The 20,178-nt window shown below is 58.8% G+C and carries 20 protein-coding genes; 8 read left to right on the top strand and 12 right to left on the bottom strand.

Annotated features, from left to right (window positions below; all coding sequences use genetic code 11):
• Positions 1–28: 28 nt before the first annotated feature.
• The 5 genes from FMN52_RS08775 to FMN52_RS08755 all read right to left on the bottom strand — a co-directional run bounded on the left by FMN52_RS08775 (position 29) and on the right by FMN52_RS08755 (position 3,529).
• Positions 29–877: a formate/nitrite transporter family protein gene (locus FMN52_RS08775; protein ID WP_148608290.1), complete on the bottom strand. Its 849-nt coding sequence runs from the start codon at positions 875–877 to the stop codon at positions 29–31.
• Between the two features lie 337 nt (positions 878–1,214).
• Positions 1,215–1,955 (bottom strand): energy transducer TonB, encoded by a 741-nt coding sequence (locus tag FMN52_RS08770; RefSeq protein WP_148608289.1) that lies wholly within the window; start codon positions 1,953–1,955, stop codon positions 1,215–1,217.
• Entirely contained in the window at positions 1,952–2,362 is a 411-nt protein-coding gene (locus tag FMN52_RS08765; protein WP_148608288.1) for a biopolymer transporter ExbD, read from the bottom strand. Before FMN52_RS08765 ends, FMN52_RS08770 begins: the two co-directional genes overlap by 4 nt.
• Positions 2,359–2,754 carry a biopolymer transporter ExbD gene (locus FMN52_RS08760; protein WP_148608287.1) on the bottom strand — a complete coding sequence of 132 codons (396 nt, stop codon included), beginning with the start codon at positions 2,752–2,754 and terminating at the stop codon, positions 2,359–2,361. The genes FMN52_RS08765 and FMN52_RS08760 overlap by 4 nt, the downstream gene beginning before the upstream one ends.
• A complete protein-coding gene (locus FMN52_RS08755; RefSeq protein ID WP_148608286.1) occupies positions 2,741–3,529 on the bottom strand; it encodes a MotA/TolQ/ExbB proton channel family protein in 789 nt (262 codons plus the stop codon). The genes FMN52_RS08760 and FMN52_RS08755 overlap by 14 nt, the downstream gene beginning before the upstream one ends.
• 188 nt (positions 3,530–3,717) lie before the next feature.
• Between FMN52_RS08755 and FMN52_RS08750 the strand changes: the two genes are divergently transcribed.
• Positions 3,718–6,066 carry a diguanylate cyclase gene (locus FMN52_RS08750; RefSeq protein WP_240339436.1) on the top strand — a complete coding sequence of 783 codons (2,349 nt, stop codon included), beginning with the start codon at positions 3,718–3,720 and terminating at the stop codon, positions 6,064–6,066.
• Here FMN52_RS08750 and FMN52_RS08745 read toward each other — a convergent pair.
• Positions 6,049–6,819 carry a sulfite exporter TauE/SafE family protein gene (locus FMN52_RS08745; protein ID WP_148608284.1) on the bottom strand — a complete coding sequence of 257 codons (771 nt, stop codon included), beginning with the start codon at positions 6,817–6,819 and terminating at the stop codon, positions 6,049–6,051. The genes FMN52_RS08750 and FMN52_RS08745 overlap by 18 nt on opposite strands.
• Positions 6,798–7,937: a lytic transglycosylase domain-containing protein gene (locus FMN52_RS08740; RefSeq protein ID WP_148608283.1), complete on the bottom strand. Its 1,140-nt coding sequence runs from the start codon at positions 7,935–7,937 to the stop codon at positions 6,798–6,800. The genes FMN52_RS08745 and FMN52_RS08740 overlap by 22 nt, the downstream gene beginning before the upstream one ends.
• A gap of 52 nt (positions 7,938–7,989) precedes the next feature.
• Here FMN52_RS08740 and FMN52_RS08735 point away from each other — a divergent pair, with 52 nt between their 5' ends.
• Positions 7,990–9,477 (top strand): amidase, encoded by a 1,488-nt coding sequence (locus FMN52_RS08735; protein ID WP_240339435.1) that lies wholly within the window; start codon positions 7,990–7,992, stop codon positions 9,475–9,477.
• Positions 9,478–9,608: 131 nt separating this feature from the next.
• On the top strand, positions 9,609–10,226 hold the full coding sequence (locus tag FMN52_RS08730) for a hypothetical protein (protein WP_148608281.1): 618 nt from the start codon (positions 9,609–9,611) through the stop codon (positions 10,224–10,226).
• 17 nt (positions 10,227–10,243) lie between these two features.
• Here the strand turns inward: FMN52_RS08730 and FMN52_RS08725 are convergent, their stop codons facing one another.
• The 4 genes from FMN52_RS08725 to FMN52_RS08710 form a co-directional block, all read right to left on the bottom strand.
• Complete coding sequence (locus tag FMN52_RS08725) at positions 10,244–11,374, bottom strand: HupE/UreJ family protein (RefSeq protein WP_240339434.1); 1,131 nt, start codon at positions 11,372–11,374, stop codon at positions 10,244–10,246.
• Positions 11,371–12,402, bottom strand: coding sequence for a tetratricopeptide repeat protein (locus FMN52_RS08720; protein ID WP_240339433.1), 1,032 nt, complete (start codon positions 12,400–12,402; stop codon positions 11,371–11,373). The genes FMN52_RS08725 and FMN52_RS08720 overlap by 4 nt, the downstream gene beginning before the upstream one ends.
• A 163-nt stretch (positions 12,403–12,565) precedes the next feature.
• Positions 12,566–12,802, bottom strand: a complete 237-nt coding sequence (locus FMN52_RS08715; RefSeq protein WP_240339432.1) for a hypothetical protein — start codon at positions 12,800–12,802, stop codon at positions 12,566–12,568.
• A 13-nt stretch (positions 12,803–12,815) separates the two neighbouring features.
• The gene (locus FMN52_RS08710) at positions 12,816–14,300 is read right to left on the bottom strand and encodes a DUF4331 domain-containing protein (RefSeq protein ID WP_148608280.1); all 1,485 of its coding nucleotides are present in this window, start codon (positions 14,298–14,300) and stop codon (positions 12,816–12,818) included.
• Positions 14,301–14,455: 155 nt separating this feature from the next.
• Here FMN52_RS08710 and FMN52_RS08705 point away from each other — a divergent pair, with 155 nt between their 5' ends.
• Together FMN52_RS08705 and FMN52_RS08700 are read left to right on the top strand one after the other, a co-directional pair.
• Positions 14,456–15,013, top strand: a complete 558-nt coding sequence (locus FMN52_RS08705) for a sigma-70 family RNA polymerase sigma factor (protein ID WP_162851862.1) — start codon at positions 14,456–14,458, stop codon at positions 15,011–15,013.
• Positions 15,010–15,711 (top strand): anti-sigma factor, encoded by a 702-nt coding sequence (locus tag FMN52_RS08700; RefSeq protein ID WP_148608278.1) that lies wholly within the window; start codon positions 15,010–15,012, stop codon positions 15,709–15,711. The genes FMN52_RS08705 and FMN52_RS08700 overlap by 4 nt, the downstream gene beginning before the upstream one ends.
• 7 nt (positions 15,712–15,718) lie before the next feature.
• Here the strand turns inward: FMN52_RS08700 and FMN52_RS08695 are convergent, their stop codons facing one another.
• Complete coding sequence (locus tag FMN52_RS08695) at positions 15,719–17,140, bottom strand: HDOD domain-containing protein (protein WP_148608277.1); 1,422 nt, start codon at positions 17,138–17,140, stop codon at positions 15,719–15,721.
• A gap of 202 nt (positions 17,141–17,342) precedes the next feature.
• On the opposite strand from FMN52_RS08695, the gene FMN52_RS08690 reads away from it, so the two are divergent.
• The 3 genes from FMN52_RS08690 (at position 17,343) to FMN52_RS08680 (ending at position 19,986) form a co-directional block, all read left to right on the top strand.
• A complete protein-coding gene (locus tag FMN52_RS08690; RefSeq protein ID WP_148608276.1) occupies positions 17,343–18,350 on the top strand; it encodes a methionine ABC transporter ATP-binding protein in 1,008 nt (335 codons plus the stop codon).
• Positions 18,350–19,015: a methionine ABC transporter permease gene (locus FMN52_RS08685; protein ID WP_088558474.1), complete on the top strand. Its 666-nt coding sequence runs from the start codon at positions 18,350–18,352 to the stop codon at positions 19,013–19,015. The genes FMN52_RS08690 and FMN52_RS08685 overlap by 1 nt, the downstream gene beginning before the upstream one ends.
• Before the next feature lie 188 nt (positions 19,016–19,203).
• Positions 19,204–19,986 carry a MetQ/NlpA family ABC transporter substrate-binding protein gene (locus tag FMN52_RS08680; RefSeq protein ID WP_148608275.1) on the top strand — a complete coding sequence of 261 codons (783 nt, stop codon included), beginning with the start codon at positions 19,204–19,206 and terminating at the stop codon, positions 19,984–19,986.
• The last annotated feature ends 192 nt before the right edge of the window (positions 19,987–20,178 follow it).

The raw sequence follows: 20,178 nt of genomic DNA, 5'->3' as shown, positions 1-20,178 counted from the left end.
GGCGGCCGGAGTTGCAGGAGGACCTGGCTTAGTTCGAGCGGGCCAGGCCGGCGTCGTTGTAGGTTGGCGCAATCTTGCGTTTGGGCGCGGTCCGCACGTGGGTGGTGTAGAGGGTCAGGCCGGTAAAGGCCAGACCGCCCACCAGATTACCCAGCACGGTGGGAATCTCGTTCCACCACAGGTAGTCCATCACCGAGAACTCACCGCCCATGATGATGGCAGACGGGAACAGGAACATGTTCACGATGGAGTGCTCGAAACCCATGAAGAAGAACAGCATGATTGGCATCCACATGGCCAGTACTTTGCCGCTGACATTGGTGGAAATCATGGCGCCAACGACGCCCATGGAGACCATCCAGTTGCACAGCATGCCGCGGATGAAAATGGTAGCCCAGCCGGCTGCACCGTATTCCGCATAACCAAGCGTACGCGCTTCGCCGACACTGGCGATCTTGGCACCAACGGCACCTGGATCGGTGTTGAAACCATAGGTGAAGATGAAGGCCATCATGAATGCCACGGTCAGCGCGCCGCCCAGGTTGCCAAGGAAAACCCAGCCCCAGTTACGCAGAATCGCGGCCGGAGTTACGCCGGGTCGTTTATCAAGCAACGCCAGGGGTGTGAGCATGAACACGCCGGTTAGCAGGTCAAAGCCCATCAGGTAGAGCATGCAAAAACCGATCGGGAACAGGATGGCGCCGATCAGGAAGACGCCAGTCTGGACTGCAACGGTAATGGCAAACGCTGCGGCAAGAGCCAGAATGGCCCCGGCCATAAAGGCCCGGATCAGGGTGTCCCGGGTAGACATGTAAATCTTGGATTCGCCGGCGTCGACCATTTTGGTGACGAATTCCGAAGGCACAATGTAAGACATAGTGTTTTCCTCTGACTTCTATCAAGTGGCCAGACTTTCGAGTTGGCCATAAAAAAACGGCGTTACTTGCTGCCTGCAATCTGCAGGTGCAAGTAGACGCCGTCGTCTGAATGAATCTGTCGCTGTGAACAGAACCGCTATTGGTTCCGCTGTCCGAAAATTTGCAGAGACTGTGCCAGATTGGCCGGATTTCAAAAAAACATCGTTAAATCAGCAGGGTAAATTATTGGAAGTGGATTCGCCTGGCTTGGAGGGAAGATGCGACTTCTGATATTACGCACCCGATCGGTGCGTGATAGTTGACGGTTGCTGCAACCTGGCGCAGCCCAAGCGGGGCTCAGCGAAGGCGAAAGCGCACGGGCAGCGCGTAGCGGAATTTATGTCCTGCAATCGCTTCCGGTACGGATGGCAGAGGCGCCGCCTGTTCCAACATGGCCAGCGCCGACTCGTCCAGGAGCTGGTGTCCAGAGCTGGTTCTCAGGCTGTGGGCCACCAGGGATCCGTCCCTTTGAAACTCGAACACAATCACGGGTGTGCCCTCCTGGCCAAGCCGTCTCGCCCTGCGCGGATATTCATAATATCGGGCAAGGTGGCGACTGAGTTTGGAAAGGTAATTATCCACGTCAGATTTAACGCCAGCGTTCTGCAGTGGAACGGTCGCCTGTGACTGCTCCTCTGTTGCAGCCTCTGCCGGATCACCGCTCGGTGTTTCCGCTTCCGTGACCTCTCCGGCGACCTCTGGTTCGGGCGTTGGTTCCGTTACCGGCTCTGGCTCTGGCTCAGGTTCAGGTTCTGGCTCAGGTTCTGGCTCAGGTTCCGGTTCGGGGTCCGGTTTTGGCTCTGGTTTTGGCGCAGGGTCGGGTTTCGGCGCAGGGTCGGGTTTCGGCGCAGGGTCGGGTTTCGGCGCGGGTTCGCCGGCCAGCTTGATTCGGATGGCCGGCGCTGTGTTAACCGCGGATTCGCCCAGGGTGTTGAGCTCCACCGTCTCTTCGGGAGAGGCGATCGCCAGGGCGACGAAGGTCAACACCGTTGCGAGCAGCAGAAATGCCCACCGGAAGGGCGGCGGTTGCGGCATCATTGGCCAGGCTCCGTCAACAGCAGGATATCCTGATACCCGGCCTTTTCCAGCAAGCGGAAGAGTGTTTCCAGATCTGCCATGGTGATGCTCTCGGCAGCGGCAATTTTAAGGGGCTGCTGGTCATTCGGTTCCGGCAGGCTGGCAACCAGGGATTCCTTGTTGAGCAGCTCACCGTCAACCTTCCACTCTCCGCTGGCGCTGACAATCATGTCTGCATGGGGCGACTGCCGGTCTTCGGCCTGGCCGGTGGCGGGCAGTTCTGGTAGCGGGTCATCGGCAAGCTGGCCGGCAACGATGAAAAACATCAGCAGCAGGAATACCAGGTTGATCAACGGCAGAAGTGCATCTTCCACGCGTTCCATCAAGGTTTTGCCGGAGGTGAAAGGAGGTGGAACCAGATCGCTCATGGTGTCGTTGCGTTTGTCCGCTTCCAGTGAGTGTCGATGCCGCTGTCAGTCAAAGCGCTCAGGGCCCTGGTGAAAGCTCCCAGAGATGTGTCATCTGCTGTCGCCAGGTTTACTTCGGTGATACCGGCTTCAGGCAGTTCGGCTACCAGCCGGTCAAGGGCTATCGTCTGGCCCTGCCACCTTACGTCGCCGTTGGCCGTCACCGTCAGCTCCGGCAGCGGCTCTCCGGTGACCGTGCTGCGGCTCGATGTGTTATTGGCTAGCTCCAGGTAGTCCACGGGCAGTAGCCGGGTGGTCAGCATAAAGAACACCAGGAGTATGAAGACCACATCGATCAGGGGCGTGATCCGGATTGGAATCGGACGGTTTGGCCTCGGCTCAACCAGTTGCATGGGCGAATCGCTGACCCCGGACGGTTGAATAACGGTCGGACTCGTCGCTGGTTGCCCCGGCATTAGGCTTTCGTTCCGGAGACGGGTAGTCTGCTTCAACGGCGCCCAGAGTCTGCTCCGGTACGATATGCAGAATCGAAACCAGTGTGCTGTTGATGGTCTTGTGAATGCGTCGCAGTCGGAACTCGATCCACGCAGCCAGCGCAGCGAAAGGTATCGCCACAATCAGGCCCGCGGCTGTGGTGGTCAGGGCTTCGTAGATACCGCCACTGAGCTGGGTAGCATTGGCTCGGCCCTCGGTAGCCGCCATGGCACTGAAGGCCTCCATCATGCCCAGCACGGTTCCCAAAAGGCCGAGCAGTGGCGCCAGGGCTGCGATGACTTCAATGATCTTTAGCGGCGCCTCGAAGGGCTCCAGAGAATGCTGCGCATCCCGTGCGGCGGTCTCCCGGATCTGCCGGTCGTCCTGTCGGTTCTGAATGGCTTCAATCGTATCGGTGACAAGGCGCTGCAGCGGATTCATCCGTCCCCATCGGCCGGCCTGATGTCGAACTTCTGACGGTTTCACCAACGACGGATTGTTCTGCCAGTTCATTACGGTTTTTTTAAGCCGGCCGGACAAACGGGGCGCATAGAGAGTGCCAAGGAGCATCAGATACACGAAGGTAACGATGCCGGATATCGCCAGCGCTACGAGCACCGTCATCACAGGTCCACCAAAATCAATCAGTTGGGCGATCGGGCCGGTGTTCAGGGGCAGGGTGAGGTCCGTCATGAGAAGGTCGCTCATTATGCGAAAAATGGATCTAAATAATAACGATTATCATTGAATTTGCAAGCGTGTAATCGGACATTGAATTCCCCTCTGTTAGACTTTCACCAGTGATAAAAAACGCAATCAGAGCATGAGATTGGAGGTAAGGTCATTTCTGGTCGTCGAACCCACCCGGGAGTGTGGATGCCGTGCTGATCAAACGATGGTTGGGCAGCTTGGCGAATCGGGCCGTTGCTCTGGTGGTTGTTGCAATCATACTGACGGCTTTGCTGGTAACCGTCGCCGGTTTCTTACTGAGCCGTTCTGAGCTGGAACAACAGGCCCGTAACCAGGTGGAAACGATTGCCACCCTGATTGCCGGGGAGCTGGACGACAAGCTGGCTCTGCGGCTAGAAGCCCTCAACCACGTGGCCCAGAACCTGACCATGTCCAGCGACGTTCTGAACGCGAGGGCCCGTGTTCTGATTCGGCGGCAAACCGCCCTCGAGCATCTGTTTGATGCGGTCTATCTGATGGATGAAAACGGCCTGGTAGTTGCCGAGCATCCTGAAGAGTTCCGGCAGGCGGGGATGGATGTCAGCGATCGGGAATATTTTCGCCGGGTTTCCTCCACCCTCACTCCAGTGATCAGCGAACCCTACATATCCAATTATCAGGAAAAGCCGGCCGTCATGGTGGCTGCGCCGATCTTCGACCATCGCCAACGTTTCATTGGTGTGCTTGGTGGTGCCATCGCCCTGGATGGAAACAATTTTCTTGATCAGTTTATCAATATCCGGATAGGAACGACCGGTTATCTTGGGGTGGCAACCCGCAGTGGTTTTGTGGTGGTCAACCAGCGGGGTGAAGAGGCCATGGCGCCGGTACGGGTAGCGAATCCTGTGCTCCGGGATGCCATGGAAGGGTTTGAAGGCACGCTGGAGACCCGAGAAAGCAACGGAGAAAAGACCATCATGTCGGTGCAGCAGCTGACCCAGGTGCCCTGGTTTGTGTCGTCGTCCTGGCCGGCTCGCGAAGCCCTGGCGCCGATTACCCGTACCGTGGACGCTTTTGTCTGGATTCTGCTACTGGTCATTCTGTTGATTGCGCCCCTGGCGCTGTGGCGTTTCCGTCGATTAATGGCGCCGCTCAAAACGCTGGGCGAGCAGATTCGCGAGCGCCACCTTGGTATGCGCTCCGACCCGGTGGACGTTGCCGGAGGCAAGGAAATCCGCCAGGTCGCAGAGATCTTTAACACGGTGACCGATGAGCGGGACGAGGTGCTGGTATCTCTTGCGGAAAGAGAGGCGTTTTTCCGTTCCCTCACCCAGAGTGCGCCTATCGGCATTGTCCAGACCGACGTATTGGGCCGTATCGAATTTGCCAATCCGGCCTTCGAAGCTATCGTTGGCAAACCGGCGGAAGAATTGACCTCCGATTACCTGGCCAATCGCGTACATAACACCGACCGACAGGAGGCGATTGCCGGCTGGAAAGACGCGATCAGGAAGCAGAGCGTTTTCCGGGGTCGGTTAAGGCTGGAATCGCCTGCTCCGGATCAGGTGATCTGGTCAGATGTAATGACCGCGGCAATTCAGACTCCAGAGAAGGCTCTCGGTACCATCACCGTCGTCCGCGATATCTCACATGAGCTGGAGGTGGAAGAGGCGCTCAGGACAGAGCAGAAGCGCGCAGAGACGATACTGCGCGTACTTCAGGAAGGGGTGCTCATGGTAGACGTCGAGGGTGTGATCCGGTTTGCCAACGACGCCGCCTGTCGGCTCCTGGGGACAGAGGGTGAGTGTTTACTCAGGAACTTTTTCCAGCTCGTCACCATTGAAACTGAAGAGCACGAATTGACGGCGCAGGAGTTCCTGTCCGGAGAGGACCTGGACAGCCTTTATGTGACCCTGCGGAACTCGCTGGGTGTTTCCTTCCCTATTGATCTCACCATGCTGCACATTCGCCATGGTCGCGAGGATGAACGCCTGGTGTTCGTGCTGCGGGACGACAGCGACCGCCGTCGCCAGGAGGAGCGGCTGTCCTGGGAAGCAACGCACGACAGTCTGACGCAGTTGCTGAACCGGCGTGCATTCAATGCGTCGCTGGTCCGGCGCCTGGGCGAGGCCGATCGCCAGGAAGTTCGTTCGGTACTGATGCTCATTGATCTCGACTACTTCAAACCCATTAACGATGAAGGCGGTCACCTGCTGGGTGATGACCTCCTCAAACGGCTCGCGGACTTGTTCAAGGAATCGGTTCGCCAGTCCGATACGGTGGCCAGGCTGGGTGGTGATGAGTTCGGCATTATTCTGCCTGCCTGCGGCATGACCAGGGCCGAGGCCCTGGCGGAACGGATCCGCGCCGATGTTGAGGCTCTTCGTATTGAGCATGACGGCCGGTCATTCGGTGTAACCACGAGCATTGGCCTGACGGAACTGACACCTGAAGATAGCGGCCCCAGAGAGGTTATGGCCCGGGCGGATGAGGGTAGCTACATCGCCAAGTCCCGGGGGCGTAACAGGGTTGTTGTGGTACCGTCACCACCAGCCGGCTGAGAGACTGGCCTGCCATAGCAGGCGGATGGCAAGCGCGGTCAGCACGATATTGAAGATCAGTGTGAACTTCCGGTTGCTCAGGGACCTGAGCACATGCAGCCCGAGCCAGGTGCCGGCAAAGCCGCAGGCGATCATGGCAAGGATAAACGGCAGCCACTCCAAGAACATGAAACCCGCCGCCCCGAACACCAGTGCCTTGGGCGCGTGCTGCAATGTCATGGCCGTGGCGAAGGTGGCCACGGTTTTGAACCGATCAGTATGAATCTGCTTGATGAACGCGGCGACCAGCGGCCCGGTGGCGCCCACGAACAGGCTGACAAAACTGGTCAGGGCCGACGCCAGAAACACCCCCGGGGCACCGAAGGCACCCTTTGGTAGCGCCGGCCCCCAGCAAAGATAGAGAACGAACAGGGCGATGGTCAGTTGCCAGATGTGGGCTGGAAGATTCACCAGTAGCCAGGCGCCCAGCGCCGCCCCTGCGATCACTCCGGGCAGGAACGCGGCAATCACCCGCCAGTCTATGTGCCTCCAGGTCAGTGCCGCCCGACCAACGTTCGAGCCCAACTGAATCATGCCGTGCACCGGGATGATGGCCGCGGGCGGCATCCAGCTGGCCATCAGAACCAGCAGCAAAACGCCGCCGCCGGCGCCGAGGCTGGCGGTGATCATCGAGGTGATGGTGGAGCTGGCAAGCAGGAAAACGGCGACTGGAAGGCTCAGGCTTTCGGGTATCAGTTGGTTGAGTACTTCCATTCACAGAATTCCGTTGATTTCAGTTTGGCCGTGCGACACAGGGCCTCGGTTGCCAGCTGAACGTCCGCCACATAGTAGAGCGATGCAAGGCCGAGCCGGTCCCGCCCCAGGTTGTGAAAAATCAGGCCGAAGGCAATATCACCGGCAGTGAAGCGTTCATGGTTGGCGGCAAAATACTCGGCTGGTTGTGCCAGCATTGGATCGTCCAACAGCGCCTGGACCCGTCCGGCGCCGCCATGATACGCCTGAACCAGCAGCAGGGTGAACAAGCGGTCCCTTTTTGCCTCCGGCAGATGGCCGAAACGTTGCTGGAAAACCGGTGCCAGATTACGGGCATTCTGGTTCATCAGTCGCAGGGCGCAATCGATCTGTGCCAGCCGGTGCCAGTAATTGTCGGGGGCAATCTCGCAGTCGGACAGTGCGGCGGGTGACAGCTGCAGGATTCCCCTGGCGTTTGCCCGGGAATGAGCTCTTGCCTGGGCTCCACTTTCAATCAGGATCTGGCCGGCCAGATATCGGGGCAAGGCTTGCGGCAGGGTCAGGCGGTTCTGGTTGCTGCGGTGTTCGTATACGTAGATCAGAGCGTCATGCAGGCTTTCCGGAGCACCGCTGTCGGCAAAGTTGAGGTCGTCCCAGGCGCCCCAGATCCGGTCTGCAGGCAAGGTGCCAAGATAACGGGCAACGGCTTCATCGACGTTTACATGGGGCTGGTCGCAGGAAAGGGCGAACGGATAGCCTGTCTGGCCGCTCTCTCCGGCAACCCAGTCTTCCACTTTGTCGTTCTCATAAAGTGACTTTCGGGTTGCGTTCAGTAGTCGCTGGGTGGCGTCGCGGTCGTCACCGTCACTGATCCAGGCGAGAAACCGACCACGCATGTCGAACAGGATGTGGCGATCGGCACTGGAGCAATAGCCGGATTCTTTGAGTACCCAGCGTCTTATTGTGAGAATGTTTTCAAACACCCCCTGGCTGACCCAATAGGGTGAGGTCCGGACAATGCGAGTCCAGCCGCCGTCCTCATCGTACGCTTTCTCAGCCTCCTGGGCCGTCGCGGCGACTGATGCCGTCAGGATGAAAATCACGGCAAGCTGGCGTAAGCTCTTGAGAAAACTGACCATAGACGTTTTACCCGTGACCTTCCTCGAAACAGAATAACAAATGGAACCTGCCATGAAGCAATCCGAATACCTTCGTTACGATGCTACCGCACTCGCTGATCTTGTTCGCCGGCGCGAGGTCACATCAAGAGAAGTATGCGAGGCGGCCGTGGAACGGGCAACCCGAGTGAACGGCGCGCTCAACGCGATCTGTTACCCCCAGTTCTCTGAGGCGCCCGCTCAGCGCTTTCCAGAGCAGGCGGTTTTTGCGGGCGTTCCCCTTCTCCTCAAAGACCTCGCCCAGGAACAGGCGGGGCATCCGTGCACCTATGGCAGTCGAGGGATGACAAAAAATATTGCGCCCCAAGACTCGGAATTCGTCCGCCGGGCCCGGGATGGCGGTCTGGTTTTCCTGGGGAGAACGGCCACGCCGGAGTTTGGTCTGAAAGCGGTTACCGAATCTGAGCTCTGGGGGCCAACCCGTAACCCCTGGAACACGCAGCTAACCCCGGGTGGCTCCAGCGGTGGCTCCGGCGCGGCGGTTGCCGCTGGCATCGTGCCCATGGCGGGCGCCAACGACGGCGGCGGCTCCATCCGCATTCCTGCAGCCTATAATGGCCTGTTTGGCCTCAAGCCATCCCGTGGTCGCATTTCCTCGGGTCCGTTTATGGGCGAAGCCTGGACCGGCGCCTCTACCGATCATGTGGTGAGCAGAACGGTCAGAGACAGTGCGGCGATGCTGGATGTGCTAAGTGGGACTGCACCAGGCGATCCGTTCGTGATTCCTGCCCCGTCCGCGGCCTATGCAGAACTGATGCAGCGGTCTCCAGGCAGCCTCAGGATCGGAGTGTTTACGTCTTCACCCTACAATACGGATGTTGCGCCGGAGTGCGTTGCTGCCGTGGAGGAAACGGCCCGGGTTCTTGAGAACCTCGGCCACAAGGTGGAGTACGCAGCACCGGATTTCGACGGCATGGCACTGGCTCGGTGTTATCTGGGCCTGTATTTCGGTGAAGTGTCTGCCCTTATGGCGAAAGCGAGAGAGCAGTTCGGCGCCGTCGACAGCGATTTCGAACTGGATACCCGGCTGATCGGCATGCTGGGTGAAACCATGCCTTTGTCAGACTATGTGCGTCGGCGCCAGCAATGGAATGAGTTTGCCAGGGCGCTGGGCGCGTTCTTCGGGCGTTACGATCTTTACCTCAGCCCCACCGCTGGGCAGTTGCCGGCAGCCATCGGCGAGCTGGAAACGCCAGCCCACCTGAAATTCGCCGCCCGCCTGATGCTGAAACTGAAGGCCGGCAAACTGGTGCATCGTTCCGGTCAGGTAGATCAGATGGCCCTGGAAAGCCTGGCGCGGACGCCCTTTACCCAATTGGCCAACCTCACCGGGACGCCAGCCATGTCCGTACCAATGCACTGGACTGCCGCTGGTTTGCCGGTCGGTGTTCAGTTCGGCGGCCCTCATGGCGCCGAGGCAACTCTGCTACAGCTGGCTGGCCAGCTGGAAGAGGCCAGTCCGTGGTTCGGCCACTACGAAAAGCTTGAGGACGCATTCTGATTAATGCGGGGGTTGTGATCCGCCTGGGCAAACTCCACGTTTATCTTTGTAGCCGGAACAGGCTATGCTGTTAGTCAGGAAGACCCCTTCTTCCTGATAGATCCTGATGGCATCGAGGAGGCGAGCGTATTATGAACCAACCGATGGCAATCGATGAACTGGTATCTGTAGCACAGGCCGAGGCCATGGGGGAGTTAGACGCCCCGATGATGGCCATCGTTCTGTCCAGCGAGCAAAGCTACGACTTGCCCATCAATTCCCTTGAAACCGATGCCGACAAGGCCCGCTGGGGTTTGATCCTCCGCGCCGCCCGCGAGCATGTTGAAGCGGATGCCGTGGCCGTGCTCTACCCGGCCTGGACCACCATCCGTCACAAGAAACCGGAAGTGGAAGCCGAAGCGGCCCCAGAGACCGTTGAGGAAGAAGCTGAGGGTGCAGACGATTCAGATGGCCCTATCGATACCCTGTTCGTGCAATTGCATACCAGGGATCACGTTTATTGGCGGGGTTTTGAGCAGATTCGGGATCCCAAACACCAGCGCATCATCGGCTTCCGCCGTATCAAGGCGCTGTCCACCGATTACAAGCGAGACGAAGCACCCTCCGTTGCTTCCTGGCTGAGCACCCTGTTCGAGCCGTTGCCGGAAGAAGGCGAGGAGACTACCGTAGACCGCGAGCTGGCAGACCTGCTGGAAGAGCCAGAAGTCAGTGCAGCGCTATATCCGCGTCAGATGCGGGCTCTGCACTAAGGTCATCCGGTGCGCGCTCAGAACAGGGGCGCGCGCTGGACAACCCAGAACAGGCTGACAGCACCTATGGCTGCAAGCATGACTGGCACCGCGCCCTTTTGGTACACCCGATTTTTGCCCAGGTAGTACAGTACCGGGAATCCCACCACGAGCAGAGCCAGCTGACCGAGTTCCACGCCGAGGTTGAAACCCGCCAGCGCTACTGCCAACCCGGATACGCCACTGGTGAGATCACCCAGAACACTGGCGAATCCAAAGCCATGCACCAGACCGAAGCCGAACGCCAGCTTCCAGGTTTTGTGCCCGAGAATCGGCCAGGCCACGTTCAATGCTGCCAAGCCGATGGAAAGTGCGATAACGGTTTCTACCCAGGCTATGGGGAGTGAAACGATATCGAGGGCGGCCAGCGCCAGAGTGATGGAGTGCGCCACGGTAAAGGCCGTGATAATGCCGGCCAGTTCAAGGATGCGGCCCCGTAAGGCTCTTGACTGGCCGCTGGGACCCTGGTTCCTGGGAGTCGACAGCGTTGCCGGAATGACCAGAACCAGCAGAAACAGGATGTGGTCCAGGCCGATCAGCAGGTGGATAACGCCCTCGTAAACGAAGGTGGTAAACACACCGAAATAGCCCTGGGTGTCCGTGCCTGCCAGATCCAGCGTTCGGGAATCGGGCCCCAGTACAGCCAGACGTGTCTGACCATCATAGTCAAGGCTCACCAGGCCCCGGTGCAGTGCATCCTGCTCAAATAAGAGGTTGTACTCCAGAGCTCTTGGTGGCTCGCCATCGGGGCACCGAATAGCGTAACGGGCGGCGGAATAGAACCCGTCACTGTGCTCGCTGATGCCCCATTCCTTGCCGGCCAGATCGCAGTTGCCACTGCTATTCGAAAAGGTCAGGGCAGATTCCACGGTTCGCGTGATTTCTGGTCTTGCCTGTCGCAGTTCCTGACCCGATACCTGACGATCGCCGTTGCTATCAATGCTCGTCAGCAGCGCGAGATCACGCAGTGCAACATCCATTCGAAGTTCCGCAGGGCCGCTGTCCAGGAACAGAAAGCTGTCGCTGGCCTTGTGGCCTGCGGCCATGCCGCTGGCTGTTACCAGAACCACCGTAAGCAAAGCCAGACAGATTCTTCTTGTGACTGTCATTGTTTGAACTCCGGATAGCGGGCATCGCTCTGCCCCTGCTCTTTGAGCCAGTCCCTGACACGCTGGTATTGGACTTTGTCGTCTGCGGCGAGGGCTGATCTCAGTAACAGTCGTGTGTCCAGCGGCTCCCTCTGACTCTCCCAGTTTTCAATGGCCAGCCTCAGGGCCTCTTGCGGCTGGTTTTCTAGATCCAGCTCGAATCGGGCAACATCCCTGGCATGCAATAAAGTGCCTCGCCAGCGGGCCTCTTCGAACCGTTGCCGTAAACGGCTGTTCAGTTTATTACTGCCGGGATGGCCCATGCGCTTCATGGCGATGGCCCGAATTACGGCGAGTGTGTCAACGGCATCGAACCCCAGGGTGAGCGTCAAAACACGCTCGAAATGGTTTTGCTCAAGATGCCAATCGGCGAGCTGGGCTCGGACATAAAGGTCGTCGGGGGTTGCCTTCACTACTCTTTGCCAATGCATTTTGGCCTCAGGCAACCCTGCCTGGGCTGCGATATCGCCGAGGGTTCCTTCGGTCCAGAGTCGATTGGTGGAATCAGCAGGGTGGCGGTTTATGGACTCGGCGAGTTGTGACGCAAGATTCCGATAGGCTGTTTCAGGGTCGGCTGTCCTGGCCTGCACGGAAGCCAGACAGCTCTGGGCTATCAGGCCCGGATAGCCAGACTGAAGTGCCTGACAATGCCGCTCAGCCTCCTTGTAACGACCTTGAACCAGCTCAAGGTTGGCCAGGGTCAGGCGAGCCTGGATACGTTGTTGCGTGTCCGAAGAGTTTGAAATTATCCGTTCAAGATCGGAGCGGGCGGAATCAAATTGATGCAGGCTCTGGCGCAGAGTCGCTCGGAGGACCCGCAGGCGGTCGGTTAGCTGTTCTTCCGGCCAGCGATTGACCAGTGTCTGGGCGTACCCCAGGTATCTCGGGTCGCCACTGGCTCTCGCCTGTGTGATCAGTATCTGCAGCCGGTCCCCGGCCTCCTCGGGCGATTCCGTCTCCCGTAAGACCTCGGCAGCAGAGCGGGGCAATTCGGTCAGTGTCTGATCATCTCCGAAGTCGGTGATAATTGGATCAGGCGCTGCCTGCGCCTGAAAGGGCGCGAATGTGGCGATAAGCCAAAAAGTCCTGCCCCGAAGGGCAGGAAAGGAAAAGGCCGGTCCGAGACAACGGGAAAACCGGCCACCTGGAGATTTATTGAAGCAGGTCATCGAAAGCCTGCGGATTATTCTGGTCATTGAAACTCAGGTCGATCCCGTTGATGTTCGCCGGCTCGGCGTCGTCGGTTGTCCGGGCGAACTGGGTTTTAACAAACTCCGTGAAATCGACGGTCGGAGCCGGCGCCTCCGCCCGGCTGTTCGACCCATCGAAGCAGCCGGCCATGAATAGCGCCATCGCGCAGATCGCCGTGAGCTTTGTGAATAATTTCATAGCCATCTCCCGGTTATTCGTTGGGTGAACCGGCGACTGGTGTCGCCAGGTAAGGGAACGACTCATAGTCTGCAGGCAGGCTGGCAGGATCTGCTGCCAACTGGACGCCGTCGGTGTACTCGAGGCTGCCGTCCGGCGCATCGGCAGGGTCTGCCAGTACACCCATGGCGACTCGAAGTGCGATGTCGACGGTGTCATCGTAAGGCCGGCGGCCATTCGGGAAGCCGGCGTTATCACCGGCCAGAACACCGAGGTCGTTCTGGCTGTCCAGAGGCGTTGGCGCAATGGCGGGCGTCAGTCGCAACATCTCGGAGGCGGTTACGCCAACCGGCATATTGACGCCGGGTACGCCGGTCAGGAAGGCCGTGACCAGGTCGTTGCGCGGAAAGTTGTTCGGCGCGGTCACGGGGAACAGCACTTCCAGAAGCTCTGGCAGTGTTGGGTGGGTCACATAGGTGGCGAACTGGCCATCATCCTTGGGTTCGCTGGCGTTGAAACGGTCTTTGTCCTTGAGACCGATAACCACCTCGTTAACCAATGGCATACCCAGGCGGGAAACCTGGGTATAGGCACCACCTTCAACGGTTGCACCACGGCTTGCACTACTGGGCGCAGGGTTGATGATGCGTGCCTGACGAACGCTCGCCGTTGTCCACGCACCGATTACCGGCTGGCCGTTGGAATTCATGGCGGTGCCGGTCAGGCATTCGGTGGGCACTTCCAGGGCCAAGGAGGTCACGTTCTTGTCGGCCAGATCACCGGGACCTTCTCCATCCCGGGCGCCCAGGGGGTTGGTGTTCACCAGGTCGAAAATTTCACCCAGGTTTACCGCAAATGCCTCCTGGCGCTGGCCGACAAATACCCGGCCGTTGGTGCCGCAGCCGGGAATGGCGATATCAAACACGTGTTGGCCGGCGTAACTGGCGTAATCACCAAAGGACTTTGCACCGATGTTGTCTAACGGTTTGTCGAAAGTTTCGGTGCCTGTGTTCACGTTGGTGGCAGCCTGCACGGCACCCGTGCGGCGATCGCCGGAAATGACATCCACCGTGTAGGTTTGTCGCAACTGAACATTGCCGGCGTCACTTGCGTCGCCAATGTTCTTGAGGGGCACGGACACCATCCGCTGGTCGCCATCCGGGCCGACCGGCAACTGAATATCGTTCAGGTTGTCTTCCAGCTGAAAACGGAACGTCAGATCCTCAACCGCATCGCCGTCGTTGTCGACGTGAATCTCATAGATGGCATCGTCGTCCAGATCGAAATAATTGGGACCGCCATAGGCGTCCTGCAGAGGCAGGTAATTGGCAATAAGGGTCACGAAATCCGCCCTGCCGGACTCGTAGCTCCGAAACATGTAGAAGTCGGTGCCGTCGACTTTCGGGATTTCGGTGATGAAGGGCGCTTCGCGGTGGCTCGAAGCCTGGGCCAGGCCGGTGGCGAGGCAGGTTCCGGCCACGGCGATAGCGAGGCTGGACCGTTTCAGAATTGTTCTCATGTCGCTTTCCTCTCTGTGTTTGGGTGCGTCGGAGGAAGGAACGAGTGGGCCCGTTGAAAAGTTGCAGTCGTTGAAAAAATTCTTGTCGGCATAAGCGCAACTTCCGCCTCCGTGCGCCCGTACCTTGGGCATTAACCATAAAAAAGAGGGTGTTTATGGCTTCTGTCGAGGTAAACCAGGACGAGTTGATGCGACTGTTGCGTTCGGTGGCGAGGAAGGATCGACAAGCGTTTCAACAACTCTACAGCCAAGTGGCGGCGAGAATGTTCGGCCTGTGCGTCAAGTTGGCTAACCATCGCGAGCTTGCGGAAGAAGCGATGCAGGAGAGCTTCATCCAGATCTGGCATCACGCTGGCGAATACCACCGCGATCGGGGCGCGCCGCTGGCCTGGATGATGACCATTGCCCGGTACCGGACTCTCGATCTGATGCGCGCCCGGAAAGTGCGGCAGACGGCCGGTGATGAGCACCTTGAACAGGTTGAGGACAAGCGTGGTGGACCTCTGGATGATTCGTTGCGCACCTCCGGCTCGGCCCAGCTCACAGGCTGTCTGGACGAACTCAGCGATGTGCAGCGGGATAGCATCCTGCTCGCCTATTACCGGGGCTTCACTCACGATGAGTTGTCGGAAACCCTGAACTCGCCGGTAGGCACGGTGAAGAGCTGGATCCGGAGGGGGCTCATGGTGCTGAAAAGGTGTCTCGAACGATGAGAAAATCACCTGAACGCGTAGAGATTCTTGCTGCGGAATATGTTCTGGGATCCCTCAAAGGCCCTGCCCGTCTCCGCTTTGAAGGATGGATGATGGAGTCAGGCCGGGTTCGTCAGGAAGTCTGGTTCTGGGAACAGCAGCTGGGGGCGTTATCAACGGCTGCACCGGCGGAAACGCCACCACCCCGCGTATGGTCAGACATCCAGAGGCGGTTGTGGCCAGAACAGGCCACGACGACGCTTCCAGACTCAGCAAAAGCCGGTTGGTTCTGGCCGGGCTGGAGTTTGATGGCAACGGCTGCGGCGGTTCTTTTCGCGGTTCTGTTGCTGCAGCAGCCGTCCCCTGATGTGGAACGGCCCTTGTTGGCCGGGGCGATCATCAAGGCCGATATCGGCGATCCGCTGTGGCTGTTGAGTGAAACCGGTCGTGGCAACCTGCTGAAATTGCGTTCTGTTGCCGCAGGCTCCGCCGAGTCAGGCAAGGATTATGAGCTCTGGGTTGTGCCGGAGGATGGTGAGCCTCTTTCTCTCGGGGTCATCCCGGCGGGTGACACTCACCAGGTGGCACTGTCGGGTGAAGCCCAAAGCTCTTTGACCCGCAGCCGGACCCTGGCGATCAGTCTTGAGCCAGCAGGTGGCTCACCGACAGGATCACCAACCGGGCCGATTTTGCACGTCACCAGGCTCTACGAGCTCTGAGTGGATGCTAGTGGGTAGAGAGTAAGGTCAGGCACAGCTGCGCGTTCTGAATAAAGTGGCCGAACGCTGATAACTGCTCTTTAGAGGGAGTGTAGACCCCGGCCGCGTTGTCGGCGTAGAACAGGCCGATGAGGCGGCCGTTTGCCTTGATTGGGCCAATCAGCGCAGGCACTTTGCCGAGCCAGCGATCATAGGGCACGCCTTCGGAGTTCGGTTTGGGTTCGTAGATGCTGCAGTGGGCATGGGGCAAAAGCGAACCCAGTGGCCCGGTGCCATCCTTGCGGATCATGAACTGCTGCCGCCACTCTTCTGTGCCCCGGCCCCCCAGTTTGCGAGGCACCAGTTCGTTGCCGGAACGGTCGCCCATCAACAGGGCCACCCGCTGCATACCAATAGCCCTGTGGATGCCCTCGATGACCAGCTGACATACTTCGTTGATGTCCGGTTTCTCTGCCAGGCACTGGCTCAATTCACGCAGGATTTCCAGCTGAAGTTCCGCATCCATGTCCGGGGCCTTTGCTCCGGTGTCACCGGATTTGCCCTCCGCGCCCGGCATCATGGCAGTAACCTGCGGAATACCAAGGGAGACCGCGACTCGGGTTGCCTCCGAGGCGTTCACCTTCAGCTGGTCCCGAACCACGGCCGGGCTCTCACCAATATCCTTGCCCAGGCGTTCCAGCACCTTGTCCATTTCCGGGCCACTCCAACCCTGTTCGGACAACCGGGCCATCTCCACGGAATTGCGCACCAGGCTTGAGGCCATTGAATTGGCTTGCCCCGGAGAGACAACATCCTTGATAAAGGGGCCCAGGGACCAGGCATCCACGAGGCCCCGGGTGATTTCGGTAAAGGTTGAGTGCAGCACGGCCTTCTGGGCTTCAACTGGCGGCTCGTCAAGCCGCAGACGTTCCTCCAGTTCAGTGGCCTGGTCGGTTTCGCAAGACCAGAAGGCCAGCTCGCCAATGTTCATCAGCAGTGCCCCGATAAAGACCTCTTCAAGCGCGGTCTCGTTGCGCTTAGGCATCAGACACCGGGCCTGGACAGCGGCGTGGATCGCCCGGGCGAGGCAGCGCAGCAGGTGTGGACGGTCGTTCCGTTGCAGCAGCGCGTCAACAATCAGGGAGGAAATCGCCATGGACTTCACGGCATCGAATCCGATCAGGGTAATGGCCCGGCTGACGGTGCTGACCTGGGTTCGGGTCTGGTTGTAGAACACGGTATTGGACAGCCGCAGAACCTGTGAGGTGAGCTGGGCATCATTAAGGATTACGTTGGCCAGCTCGTTAACCGTACTGTTTCGGCTGTCAGTCAGCTCATTGATTCGTCGCAGCGTATTGGCCAGTACCGGCAACTCGACTTTGCTGAGATAGTTAACCCATGCCTGGGTTGAGTTCATCCTTGAGGGCGTTGGTTGTTTTTCATTGGTCACGTTGGTGAGTCTCTGGGCAGCGCGTCTCTGGGAAATGTAAGGTTCTTTTGTTATCCAAGCTTAGTTCAGGGCCATGGCCGGTGTCAGGTAACCGTTTGTGTAGGGATATCTACCCACACTGAGAATCATTCCGGAATTCGGGTTTGACGACGGTATGGGCTATAATCGCCGGTTTTAACGCTGCACCCACAAGGCGCTGACCGTGATTGTATTTGACCAGGTACAGAAGTCGTATCAGGTAGGCGGCCGGGCGATCCCCGCGCTTCATCCCACCGATATGACCATTGAAACCGGCGAGGTATTCGGCATCGTTGGCCATTCTGGCGCCGGTAAATCGACGCTGGTGCGTCTGATCAACCTGCTGGAACCACCCACCGGCGGCCGTATTCTGATCGACGACGAGAACATCACCGACTACGACGCTGCCGAACTCCGTGCCTTTCGCCGCAAGGTGGGAATGATCTTCCAGCACTTCAACCTGCTCTCGTCGAAAACGGTGGCGGACAACATTGCCTTCCCGATGAAGCTGGCGGGCATCTACTCGAAGGCCGAGATTCGGGATCGGGTTGAGGAACTGTTGGCCCGGGTCAGCCTCACCGACCACGCTAACAAATACCCATCGCAGCTCTCCGGCGGGCAGAAACAGCGAGTGGGCATTGCCCGCGCCCTGGCCTGCCGGCCCACGATCCTGCTCTGCGACGAAGCCACCAGCGCCCTGGACCCGCAAACGACCCAGTCGGTGCTGAAGCTACTTGCCGACATCAACCGTGAGCTGGGCCTGACCATCGTACTGATCACCCATGAAATGGACGTGGTGCGCCGGGTCTGCGATCGCGTGGCGGTGATGGACGCTGGTGAAGTGGTCGAAATGGGCCCGGTCAGCGAAGTGTTCCTGCACCCGAAGCACCCGACCACACGGGACTTTGTCTTCGAGAGCGAAAGTATTGATCGTACTGAGCTGCAGGAAGATCTCAGCAAGGCCGACGGCCGAATCCTGCGGCTGACCTTCAAGGGCGAATCCACCTACAAACCGCTGCTCGGCAGCGTTGCCCGGGAATCCGGGGTGGATTTCAGCATTCTTTCCGGCCGAATCGACCACATCAAGGACACACCCTACGGCCAGCTGACCCTGTCACTGGTGGGCGGTGATCTCGAGGTGGCCATGCAGGCGCTCAAAGCCGCCGATGTTCACGTGGAGGTGCTGCGCTGATGGAAGACCTGTTAAGCAATGTAGACTGGACCGAAATCGGCTGGGCCAGCTGGGATACCCTGGTCATGGTGGGTATGTCCCTGCTGTTCAGCGTCGTCATCGGCCTGCCGATCGGTGTTCTGCTGTTCCTGTTTGGCAAGCGCCAGCTGCTGGAGCAGCCCGTGGCCTATGCGGTGCTGTCGTTCGTGGTGAACGTGCTCCGTTCGGTGCCGTTCATCATCCTGCTGATCGTCATGATCCCGTTCACCGTAATGCTGATCGGCACGTCTTTGGGCGTAGCCGGTGCAATCCCGCCGCTGGTGGCTGGCGGCGCGCCGTTCTTTGCGAGACTGGTCGAAACCTCCCTCAGGGAAGTGGACCGCGGCATTATCGAAGCGACCCAGGCCATGGGCGCCAGCGTTAAACAGATCATTTTCGGTGCTCTGTTACCGGAAGCGCTGCCAGGCATCATTGCCGGTATCACCGTTACCGCGATCACTCTGGTTTCCTACGCGGCCATGTCCGGCGTTATTGGTGGCGGTGGCCTCGGTGACCTGGCCATCCGCTTCGGCTATCAGCGATTCCAGACCGACGTGATGGTGATTACGGTCGCATTACTGGTCATTTTCGTACAGGTGCTGCAGATGGTCGGCGACCGTCTGGTTCTGTACTTCAGCAGAAAGTAGGAAAGCCGGATATAGGCCGGTGGGCGGTCGGAGTCCCCTTCCGAAAACGTGGAGCGCCAGGGATGGCGCGACCGAGCCCTACAGGGACATATTTACGGGCGTTTTTCGGAAGGGGACTCCGACCGACCGCAGGCCGTACTCCCAACCCGAATTCATTCGTTCAAGATGTCCAATAGGAGAATCGATCTATGAATCTGAAGAAAACACTCGCAGCACTGGCTGCCGCAGCCACTTTCTCCGGCACCGTTGCTGCCGAAGAACTCTCCGTAGCTGCGACACCGGTTCCCCATGCGGAGATCCTGGAATTCGTTAAGCCACAGCTGGCGGAGCAGGGTGTTGAGCTGGACGTGAAAGTATTCACCGATTACATCCAGCCAAACATCCAGGTCGACCAGAAGCGCATGGACGCCAACTTCTTCCAGCACCAGCCGTATCTGGACGAGTTTAACGAGGGCCGTGGTACTAACCTGGTAACCGTGACCGGCGTTCACGTTGAGCCGTTTGGCGCCTACTCCAGCAAGATTGATTCGCTGGACGAGCTGAAAGAAGGTGCCGTGGTTGCCATTCCGAACGACCCGACCAACGGTGGCCGTGCGCTGCTGCTTCTGCAGAAGGCCGGCGTGATCACCCTGAAGGACGAGAGCAAGATCACTGCAACACCCCGTGATATTGCCGATAACCCGAAAAACCTGGACTTCAAGGAACTGGAAGCAGCCACCCTGCCCCGTATTTTGAACCAGGTGGACCTCGCGCTGATCAATACCAACTATGCGCTGGAAGCCGGCCTGAACCCGTCTGAAGATGCGCTGGTAATTGAGGGCTCCGAGTCACCTTACGTCAACATCCTGGTGGCGCGTCCGGATAACAAGGACAGCGAAGCCATGCAGAAGCTGGCCGAGGCCCTGAAGTCTGATGCGGTTCGCGACTTCATCATGGAAAAGTATGAGGGTGCAGTGGTTCCGGCATTCTGATTGCCTGATCCACGCCCATGAAAAAGGCCGGACAGCGAATGCTGCCCGGCCTTTTTTATAGGCTTTGACCCGTCCTGAATAAGGTTTACACCTTCCTGCTTGAGATTACGGAGGGTGTGATGAATACGAAGAGGCGGAGGAGTCAGAGGGATTATTCCCTGGCCTTTAAATTGGCGGTGGTGGACCAGGTTG

Source organism: Marinobacter sp. BW6, assembly GCF_008107725.1.
Classification (GTDB): Bacteria; Pseudomonadota; Gammaproteobacteria; order Pseudomonadales; family Oleiphilaceae; genus Marinobacter.
The sequence above is the reverse complement of the archived record's forward strand: the minus strand, read 5'-3'. Positions and strand labels throughout refer to the sequence as shown.